We start from the raw sequence: 10150 nt of genomic DNA, 5'->3' as shown, positions 1-10150 counted from the left end.
GAAAGTACCACAAATCATGCCATCAGCATCACCGTTTTCAACCAGTAGGGCACCGATTAAAGAAGTCTTACGGCGGACATCACGGCGCGCAAGCTCAATACTGACACCATTGCGTTTGTTTTTCTCGTAGTAGCCTTGCCAGTAGTCTTTATAGCGTGGGTCATCGTCTTGATTGATAATGGTGATGTTCTCTCCATCTTTTAGGCGCAGCGCCAATCTTTCAATGTTCTTTTCAATGATGGCAGGGCGACCGACCAAGATTGGATGCGCCAATTGCTCATCAACGACCACTTGTACCGCAAGCAGTACGTTGCGGTCTTCGCCTTCACAATAAACAATACGTTTAGGATCAGCTTTCGCGCGGGCAAAGATAGGCTTCATGACAAACGCTGAGTTATAAACAAACTCAGACAAGCGTTGACGATAGGCTTTCATATCAGAGATAGGCAGGGTTGCTACGCCAGAATCCATTGCCGCTTTGGCAACCGCAGAGGCAATTTCGATGATTAAGTTCGGCTCCAAAGGTCCTGGAATCAAATATTCGCGTCCAAAGCTTGGCGTACTCTCAACGTTTTTCACGTTGTTCATTGGTGTCGCTTCAACATGCGCCATGGCCGCGATGGCTTTTACGCAAGCGATTTTCATCTCTTCATTAACCGCTGTCGCCCCAACATCAAGTGCACCGCGGAAGATATAAGGGAAACATAAGGCGTTATTTACTTGGTTTGGATAATCTGAACGACCGGTTGCCATGATAACGTCTGGACGTACGGCGTGCGCCAATTCTGGCATAATTTCAGGCGTTGGGTTGGCAAGAGCAAAGACAATTGGGTCTTTTGCCATACGGCGCACCATGTCTTCAGTCAAGGTGCCAGGCATTGATAGGCCTAAGAACATATCGACATCATCCATCACTTCTTCGATGGTAGTGGCGGTGGTATTGCGCGCATAACGCTGCTTGGTTTCATCAAGGTTTTCACGGCTGGTGGTAATGATACCGCGTGAGTCTGATACAAAGATATTGTTTTTATCTACGCCAAGCGCACAAATGATATCCAAGCAAGAGATGGCTGCCGCACCTGCGCCAGAGCAGACCACTTTAATCTCTTCGATTTTTTTGCCAGTGATGAGTAAAGCATTTAACATCGCTGCGGCAACAATAATTGAGGTACCATGTTGGTCATCGTGGAATACCGGAATATTCATGCGCTCACGCAATTCGCGCTCGATTTTGAAACATTCCGGGGCTTTGATGTCTTCAAGGTTAATACCACCAAAAGTAGGCTCAAGCGAGGCAACGGCTTCGATGAACTTATCTGGATCATTTTGGGCAATTTCAATATCAAAAACGTCAATACCAGCAAATTTTTTGAATAAAACCCCTTTACCTTCCATGACAGGCTTAGACGCCAATGGACCAATATTCCCTAAACCAAGCACCGCAGTACCGTTGGTAATCACGCCGACCAAGTTGCTACGAGCAGTATATTTAGCCGCTAACGCTGGATCTCTTTGAATCTCAAGACAAGGTATCGCAACCCCTGGAGAGTAAGCAAGTGCCAAATCGCGTTGGTTGGCCAATTGCTTGATAGGCGTAACTGAGATTTTACCGGGGCGCGGAAACTCATGGTAGTGTAAGGCAGATTGTTCAAACTGCTCTTTTTCCGTAGTAGGGGTGTCCGTATTCAAAGTGATATCGTCATTCATAATAATTGCCATGGTTGGAATAATTGGAATAAAGTAAATGGTGATAAAAACCAATGTCTATGCTTCATTATCATGGATATGATAATGAAGGCACATTTGTACTAAAAAGGTCGTGCTCGGCGACTAGACATCAGCGTAAAAACAGCAATCTCACAGGAAGCGTTATTCTAGCACTATTGGTATTTCACTGCCTAGTCAAGTCATCTCAATTGGGTGAATAATATAATAAAATGATATTCGTTATTTCGCTGTTTGATAATGGCAAAAAATGCCCCTCGATATCAACCATAATTGCCTAATGTTTCAAAACATTACAGAATAGCAGCTTGTCCGTATTCTCTTACGAAGAACAGCTGATTGGCATTTGCGGTGCATGTGGCGCGGGCGGCATGGTATCAAGCTCAGTGGCGATGTCTTGGACGTTGTAAGGATTGGCAAGCAAGTCAAAGACTCGATTTAACTCATCAAATTGCCCTTGTTCCGCCGCCGTAATTGCGCGCTGTGCCACACTATTACGCAGCACATAAACTGGATTATTGCTATGCATTTGCTCAATAGAGGCTTCGCTAGATAACGGCTCTAGCGCTGCTAAATACCTTGTTGACCATTGTTGCCAAACGTGCTGTACTTCATTATTAAACTCAGCAGTCATTTTTGTCAGCAGATATTGCTCATAAGGATATTCGTTTGGCGCGACCAAACCCAATAGTGCGCGGAAACTGTTGCTATAGTCGAGCAAATTATCCTCTAACAAGGTTAACCACTCAAAAGCGAGCGCCAAACTTTCTTTACTATGCGGCAGCCCAAGCTTACGGCAGAGTCCTTGCTGGTAATGCTGCATAAAGGTTGCTTCATACGGCGCTAGGCAATCAGCCAAGGTATCGCGCGTTACGCCATTTAAGCGCATAAAGTGCGGTAGCCAAATATTTAAGTTCCAATGACCGATAGCAGGTTGGTTTTGATAGGTATAACGTCCAGTATGGTCGGAGTGATTGTTAATCCAGGCAGGGTTAAAGCGCTCCATAAAACCAAACGGACCAAAATCTAACGTACTACCGGTAATCGATAGGTTGTCAGTATTCATCACCCCATGGGCAAAACCAATCAATTGCCAGTCAGCAATCATACGTGCGGTACGCTCAACCACGGTTTGTAAAAATGTTAAGACTGGCGTCTCGCTATCACGGCATTCTGGATAGTAAGTATCAATCATATAGTCGGTAAACTCGCCAAGCAGGTCGGGCGCAAAGCTTGCAATCCACTCAACATGACCCAAGCGAATATGGCTGTCAGCGACGCGCATTAATGCCGCGCCTGCTTCCATACGCTCACGGCGAACTTTAGTATCCGATACCACAAAGCCCAAGGCATTAGACGAAGGGATGCCAAGTTGTGTCAGCGCATGACCGCACAAATACTCGCGAATGGTACTACGCAGCACCGCACGCCCATCGCCCATGCGAGAGTAGGGGGTCAGACCAATGCCCTTTAAATGTAAATCTTGTAATTTATCATTATTATCGAGTACTTGAGCCATCAGTAAACCGCGCCCATCGCCCAATTGCCCCGCCCACTGTCCGAACTGGTGACCGGCATAGGCCATCGACAGCGGTCGAAACTCAGCTGGCACGTATTGACCACCTAATATTTCAACCCAACGTGCCATCAGCTCTTCATCATCGAGCCAGCCTAATTGCTTGGCAACTTGCGTATTAAAATGTCCTGCGCGAGGATTGTCAAGCGGTGTCGGCTGCTGCTCATGATAAAGGCGAGTATCTAATGTGACGTAAGTATTTTGATAGCGCATAGGTGCGTTCCGATATAAAGGTATGGGTTTTTAATATAAAAATTTAAGGTTAAAAGCGAGTAATGAAAGCGTGTAAAGAGAGTATTAAACTTACTATAGCATAGCCTTAATAATGCCGCGTTTCACTCTGTCCATCTCTTGTAATTGCTGTATAAACAATGAGTGAGCAAAAATAATAAGTGCGTAAACGAGCAGCGCACAACTCATGGCCGAAAAAAACCCCCTATCTTTACAGATAGAGGGCAGGAGAAACGTACAATAAAAACTAAGGCAATAAATCTATAAACGCTTACGCCGCTTTTGGACTTTGACCGATAGAGCGAAACGCCGTTTTTAGGTTGCTGTTATGCGCCAGTACTTTTTGTTCAACTTTGGCATAGTCGTGCTTTAGCAGCTCTTCCACTTCATGCAAGCGATCAGCAAACTCGGTCTTTTTGAGCTCAATGGTTTTGGCTTTTAGCGCTTGCCATTCTTCGACCGTTTGCGTAAAGGCATCATATTCAAACTTGATACGATCTTGGAAACTCTTCATCGCATGCGGAATATCAAGTCCGTTTTCGGTAGCACTATCAATCTGCTGTTGGGCTTTTTTGAACTGCATTTGCACTTCAGCATGCTTAATAGTAGTGTCGTCAACCGTACGCAATTCACTGGTTAGCCCAAGTTTAGATAAGCCCAAGATGAGCCATTTAGTTGGATCATATTGCCACCATTTGACGCCATTACGATAGTCGTATTGGAAGAAGTGATGGTAGTTATGATAACCCTCACCCCACGTAAAGATAGCAAGGAAAAAGTTATCGCGAGCACTATTGGTGTCGGTATAAGGACGCGTACCAAACATGTGACATAGCGAGTTAATAAAGAAAGTAAAGTGGTGGGTCAGTACCAAACGCAGTAGACCTGCCAATACGAGCGTGCCCCAAACGTCACCGATTAACCAACCAACTGCTGCAACCATCGCAACGTTGGTAGCCAGTACCCATAAACCATAGTATTTATGCTGAATCTGTAGCACTTTATCTTTGGTCAAATCAGGAATGTTTTTATAATCAAAGCGACCACTAGGATAATTGCGTAACATCCAACCGATATGACTAAACCAAAAACCACGTTTTGCTGAATAAGGATCTTCCATGCGGTCATCAACATGACGATGATGCGTACGGTGGCCCGATACCCAGTCAAAGGCAGAACCTTGAACCGCAAGGGTTGAGCCAAGTAATAGGAAGTTTTTTACCAAAGGATGGGCTTTATAAGCGCGATGCGACAATAGGCGGTGATAGCCTGCAGTGATACTAATACCGGTCCACACCATAAAGGCCCCAAACACGCCCCAAACCGGCGCACTAACTTGATGGGTCATCAAGTACCATGGCGTAATGACGGCAGCAGCAATAGGCGTTGCAATCAGAAAAATCGCTGGAACCAAGTTGATTGGCGATTTTTGAAATTCAAGCTCAAGCGGATCGATACCTTCATAGTTAGCGACTGCATTGGCATCTTTATAACCGCTCGTCGTCGCAAACTGCGTAGCGGCAGCCTCCTCAGTTTTGCTTTTGCCAGTATCAAGCCACGTCTTCACGCGCAGCGCCTGAGTGCCAGCATGCTGTATAAGCGTATCACCCGACTTCATGGCGAAACGCAAGCCCTTAAGTGGTAAGCCTATTACTTTTTTAGCTATCATGTAATATTCCTAATGATATTAATTTCAGCCTCCATATTACCCTAAAAGACTAGTAAAGTGAACAGTTATACACTAGAAAAATATTGCTAAATAACAATAACTTGTAGGAGTTATGGTAGTGATTAACGCAAATAATCCCTTACTTATCAGCAATTAAGTGAAAGTGTAAGTAAAAAGATAAATATGTGTGCGATAAAAATGTATAAATGACTATCGAACCAATTAAATAGCTGGCTTTTTTAAGCCATTTTCAAGCAAGTTTTTTGAAATATGACAAAAAGATAGGTAAGAAGTTTACTTACTTAACGCGTGAGAAAATAAGTTGGATAATCGGTGATAATGACGTCAACTTCCCATGCTATTAACTGTTTAACTGTCTCACTGTCATTGACGGTCCACGCGCTGACTGGTAAGTGATAACGATGACAGTGCTTAATGACTGCTTGAGTCAGCAATGGATAGTGAATACCTAGCTGGACGCAGCCAAGTTGCAGGGCAGTTTGCGGTGCGCCTAGCAAGTCTTTAGAGGTGCGAATCAGTAAACCGCGTGGAATATGTTGTAAGGTTTTATTGCGTTGCAACCGCGCGTGTAATTCGACATCGAAGCTGGTCAGCGCTATGGGTAAGCTTGCAAGAGGATTATCGATTAAATCGTGCATTAATGCCTTAATTAATTTGCCGTAATCCGTGCGCTCATGCGTCTTAATTTCAAGCTCAATATAGCCAAAACCTGTTAGTACAGAGGCTATTTTGGCCAAAGGGGTAATCTGATGACCGGACTGCAAATAGCGCCCAATCTCGGCAAGACTCAACTGGTCAATGCAGGATTGCTGAGCGCACATGCGTAGTAAATTATCATCGTGAAAGACCAGCAAGTGACCATCGGCGCTTAATTGCACATCAAATTCAACGCCTATCAAACCCGCGCTTTGTAGATTTTGCGCCAGTTCAAAGCCTGCTAAGGTGTTTTCTAGCGCTTCACCGCGTGCGCCGCGATGGCCTAATAAAAGCGTGTTTTTAAAATTTATCATTATTAATAGCTATCAAAAATTCTTATCGCTATCATATCGTCTCTGCAAAATGGGGTCTAATAAAATATTTATCTGAGAACGGAACCATTATTTAGATAGTATACTTATGAGCTGCAGCCACGACATAAAATATGTCTTTGTAGCTTTTTTGCAACCAAAGCAAGGTTTTGTACACAATGTTGGACGTTATTTGTATATCAATAGGCTACACTGATGACCATTTAAATCAAACGCCGTATAATAACGTGGTTTTCAAAACTTGCATGACGATTGTTAACATTTAAATACCATGATGCGCGTGTAAGTTTTTGAATGTTAAAACACTGTCCGTTAGTGGCGGTACGAATCAGGAAATTGGAGCAAAAAGAAGATGAGCGTAGCAAACAAGAGTTTGAGTAAGTGGTATAAGGTTGCTGGTATTGGTATCGCCTGTAGTTTGGTACTTACAGGCTGTAACCGCTCAGAAAAAGAAGAGACCACAGAAACTGCCGAGCTAACCGAAGAGACCGCCACTAATGAAAACGCGGCTGCTACAGCGGTGAACTGTGATGATCCAATGGTACAAGATCGTCTCAAATCAGCCTTAAAAAATACGCTCAATCAACAAGCGCAAACCTTAGCAGCAAGCTACGCTAACGATGCTGAAATTGCTTTAAGTAGTGGCGTTGTCACTGGTAAAACCAATGGTATCGTCATCGATGTGCAAAACGCTGCGGTATTACAAGCCACAAATGATAATGGCATGACCACCTGTCAGGCGAGTGTCAGCATGACTTTGCCAAGTGAAGACTTATACCAAGCCAGCCAACTGCAAGCCGCTAACAATCAGCCAAGCTTACAATCACGCCTAGCCAATGACAATATCCGTATCAACAACAACATGCTCGTTGACGATGCCTTTACGTATGTCGTTGGTACCCAAGGCGGTCAAGTCCGTACGCGTATCGCTGGACAGCCAGCACTGCTGACCGTAGTATCAGAAGTAGTGGCAGGCTCAGCCTTTCAGACAGCGCTAGAAGAGCAGCGTTCCGCGCAAGCAGCCGAACGCCGCCGTCAAGCGGCGCAAAACAATAGCGAAAACCAAACTCGCCAACCAAGACCGGTAACGCCAGCGGCCCCTGTGCGTCCAGCTGAGCCAGCTACGCCACCGACTGTCAATCAAAACAGCAGCAGTCAAAACAGTAGCCAGAACACGAGTAATCAGGATAACCAAAGCAATAACCAAACTGCCCCAACGCCTAGTAATTCAGCGCCTGCGACTCCAGCCACACCTAAGTCAGTCCCTAAAGATGACAGTATCGATATGGTGATTATCGAAGATAAAGACGCAACTTATTAATAACCTCTCAGTTTTTTAATAAAATGTCAGTAGGTGCTGTTTAAGCCTAGCGTTTGAAATTCAAAAGCCCGCAATTATCGTAAGTTGCGGGCTTTTTGCTTGCTTAAATTAATTTTTAGCGGTTAATTTTTAGCGGTCAGTAAAAGCTAAACTATTTATTTTCAGCGAATTTTTGTAATACTTGACTGTCCCATAGCACTTCAGAAACTTGCTCAGGGTCGGTGCAAAAACGCGCAGCGACAAACAGCCAATCAGACAAGCGATTGATAAAGCTAACTGCCGTTGGACGAATGGCCTCGGAGCGCTGCTGTTGCAATAGCACCGCTTGACGCTCAGCTCGGCGACAGACGGTGCGGGCGACATGCAGTTGACTGACTAACACTGAACCTGTCGGTAGGATAAAATCTTTTAGCGCCGGCAAGGTGCTATTCATCGCGTCAATCTGCTGCTCTAACCATGCAATGTGCGCGCTATTCACGCCTTCATATTCTGGCATGGCAAGCTCGCCACCGATATTAAATAGCAGATGCTGAATAATCACTAATGCTTGGGCAAAGTCGGCGTTTTTAGTCGCATCAGTCGAGGTTTGGGTCAACTGCGCACGTACCAAGCCAATATGTGAGTTAAGCTCGTCGACATCACCCATGACGCTAAATAGATTGTCCGCTTTACTCACGCGGCTGCCATCTGCCATACCTGTAGTACCATCATCCCCAGTACGTGTATATATTTTGCTTAAACGATTGCCCATGTTTTATCCTTAAAGGTTAGTGTTTGTTAAAAAGTCAGTATTTTTTAGCATTGCGAATGTTAGTTATGCGCTCATTGTAGTATTTTACGAGCATTTTCGCTAAGATAATGGGTTAAGTTTTATACTGCTGCTTTTTCAAAAATAATAATGACGCTAAATATTGTTATAACTAAGCTATAGATAAGCGTTTTCATTATTTAAGTGTGCAGTAAGAATATTTTCGTTTCACTCTTATCTTTTTTATCAAAAGGCTTTTTTACTATGACCACCTCTTGCAGACGCGATGTCTCAGCTTGCCATTTACGACTCACTTAACGGACGCAAGCAGGTATTTAAGCCGCTGGTTGCGGGCAAAGTCGGCATGTATGTGTGCGGGATGACGGTCTACGATTATTGTCATATTGGTCATGCGCGAGTGGTAGTTGCCTTTGATATGGCGGTGCGCTGGCTGAAACAATTGGGTTATGACGTCAATTATGTGCGGAATATCACCGATATTGATGACAAAATCATCACCCGCGCAGCCGAAAACGGCGAAGAGATTGGCGCATTAACGCAGCGTTTTATCACCGCGATGCACGAAGATTTCTTGGCCCTTGGTTGTTTAGCGCCTGATGCTGAGCCGCGCGCAACTGACCATATCGATGAGATGCAGCAGATGATTGGCAATTTGGTCAGCAATGACTATGCTTATGCGGGCGATAATGGCGACGTCTATTATGCGGTCGATAGCTTCCCTGATTATGGCAAATTATCTAAACGCAATTTGGACGATATGCAAGCGGGCTCGCGCGTTGATGTCGAAAATGACAAGCGCAATCCGTTTGACTTTGTATTGTGGAAAGCGGCGAAACCTAGTGAGCCACAATGGGCATCACCATGGGGTCAAGGGCGTCCGGGCTGGCATATCGAATGCTCGGCGATGTCGACCAAATGCCTTGGTGATACTTTTGATATTCACGGCGGCGGGCATGACTTACAGTTTCCGCATCATGAAAACGAGATAGCGCAGTCTGAGGCCGCGACGGGCTGCGAGTACGCACGTAATTGGATGCACGTTGGTTTTATCAATGTCGACGGCGAAAAGATGTCCAAATCGCTAAATAACTTCTTTACCATTCGCGATGTGATTGCCAAGTATCATTCTGAAACGGTGCGCTTTTTCTTGTTATCAAGTCACTATCGCAGCCAAGTCAACTTCTCAGACAAAGCCTTAGATGAAGCGCACAATAGCCTAAGCAGATTGTATCAAGCATTAAAAGCGGCTGAACAGCAAAAAGGACAAGCACTCATTATCGATGATGCGCTAACAAACTCTGCTTATGAAAGTGCTGCCGGACAAGATTTTATCAAAGCCATGAATGATGATTTTAATAGCTCAACGGCTATTAGCGTATTATTTGGGCTGGCACGAGATATCAATAAAGCTATCAAAACGGAAAACACAGAGGCTGCATGGCAGTTGGCGCAGCAACTGAAAGCCTTGGCGCAAACGTTAAATATATTGCAGCTGCCGGTACAGCAGTTTTTACAAGCGGTCGTGGGTGAGGCGCAAGAAGGCAGTTTGTCCGATGACGCTATCGATGGATTAATTACCGAGCGTGCCGATGCCAAAACCAATAAAAACTTTGCCCGTGCTGATGAGATACGTGAGCAATTAAAGAATGCGGGTATTGAGCTTGAAGACAGCCGTGCGGGTACGACTTGGCGCCGTGCTTAAATCGTATTCTAGCTATAAGCAATTGTATCAATTAACATTTTACCCTCAAATTAAGTCAGCTTTACGCTGGCTTTTTTTGGTTCAGTGCATTAGCTTTATCTTATAGTC

Annotated in this window: 7 protein-coding genes; 2 read left to right on the top strand and 5 right to left on the bottom strand. The window is 44.7% G+C overall.

The features are described from left to right. The 4 genes from V7D75_RS04490 to V7D75_RS04475 all read right to left on the bottom strand — a co-directional run. A partial coding sequence (locus V7D75_RS04490) for an NADP-dependent malic enzyme (protein WP_333613580.1) occupies positions 1 to 1707 on the bottom strand: 1707 nt, incomplete at its 3' end. A 340-nt stretch (positions 1708 to 2047) separates the two neighbouring features. Further along, positions 2048 to 3514, bottom strand: coding sequence for a protein adenylyltransferase SelO (locus V7D75_RS04485; protein WP_333613579.1), 1467 nt, complete (start codon positions 3512 to 3514; stop codon positions 2048 to 2050). 289 nt (positions 3515 to 3803) lie between these two features. Beyond that, a complete protein-coding gene (locus V7D75_RS04480; protein WP_333613578.1) occupies positions 3804 to 5201 on the bottom strand; it encodes an acyl-CoA desaturase in 1398 nt (465 codons plus the stop codon). A gap of 302 nt (positions 5202 to 5503) precedes the next feature. Further along, complete coding sequence (locus V7D75_RS04475; RefSeq protein WP_333613577.1) at positions 5504 to 6232, bottom strand: glycerophosphodiester phosphodiesterase; 729 nt, start codon at positions 6230 to 6232, stop codon at positions 5504 to 5506. A 370-nt stretch (positions 6233 to 6602) separates the two neighbouring features. On the opposite strand from V7D75_RS04475, the gene V7D75_RS04470 reads away from it, so the two are divergent. Beyond that, positions 6603 to 7571 carry a hypothetical protein gene (locus V7D75_RS04470; protein ID WP_333613576.1) on the top strand — a complete coding sequence of 323 codons (969 nt, stop codon included), beginning with the start codon at positions 6603 to 6605 and terminating at the stop codon, positions 7569 to 7571. A 151-nt stretch (positions 7572 to 7722) separates the two neighbouring features. Here the strand turns inward: V7D75_RS04470 and V7D75_RS04465 are convergent, their stop codons facing one another. Further along, complete coding sequence (locus V7D75_RS04465) at positions 7723 to 8322, bottom strand: cob(I)yrinic acid a,c-diamide adenosyltransferase (protein ID WP_333613575.1); 600 nt, start codon at positions 8320 to 8322, stop codon at positions 7723 to 7725. Positions 8323 to 8605: 283 nt separating this feature from the next. Here V7D75_RS04465 and cysS point away from each other — a divergent pair, with 283 nt between their 5' ends. Continuing rightward, entirely contained in the window at positions 8606 to 10042 is a 1437-nt protein-coding gene (cysS, locus tag V7D75_RS04460) for a cysteine--tRNA ligase (RefSeq protein ID WP_333613574.1), read from the top strand. The last annotated feature ends 108 nt before the right edge of the window (positions 10043 to 10150 follow it).

The sequence above is a fragment of the Psychrobacter sp. genome, assembly GCF_036731945.1.
Classification (GTDB): Bacteria; Pseudomonadota; Gammaproteobacteria; order Pseudomonadales; family Moraxellaceae; genus Psychrobacter.
This window is presented reverse-complemented; position numbering and strand designations above follow the sequence as displayed.